Origin of the sequence: Gilliamella sp. Pas-s27 (genome assembly GCF_009795865.1) — a bacterium.
Lineage (GTDB): Bacteria > Pseudomonadota > Gammaproteobacteria > Enterobacterales > Orbaceae > Gilliamella.
On sequence record NZ_WTEW01000139.1, the window covers coordinates 1 to 315 of the forward strand.

At 29.8% G+C, this 315-nt stretch carries 1 protein-coding gene; it reads right to left on the reverse strand.

Annotation, left to right across the window (positions count from 1 at the left end):
- A partial coding sequence (locus GQ589_RS12045; protein ID WP_160426500.1) for a T6SS immunity protein Tli4 family protein occupies nucleotides 1-304 on the reverse strand: 304 nt, incomplete at its 3' end.
- Nucleotides 305-315: the final 11 nt, after the last annotated feature.

Sequence of the window (315 nt, forward strand, 5' to 3'; positions counted from 1 at the left end):
ACATTTCTACATGTAATCGAGGTGTTTTATAAGTTGGATCTGTTACATGAATACCTAAAGTAAAAATATAACCTAACCCGTCACTATTAAATTCCAAATTGTCTTCAAAATATTTACCTTTAACCACCCACTCTTCTAATTTTAAGTTATTACTCTCACGCGTACCTTTATAAATGGTATAACCATCCCCTTGTGTAAAATAAGCTTCTGGCATATTAAGTAGTGCATAATCGCTTGCAAAATCATTAAATTCAAAATAGAAAGAAAAATCTTCAATACTATCATGCCAATAACCATAATTCATATCTTTCCATT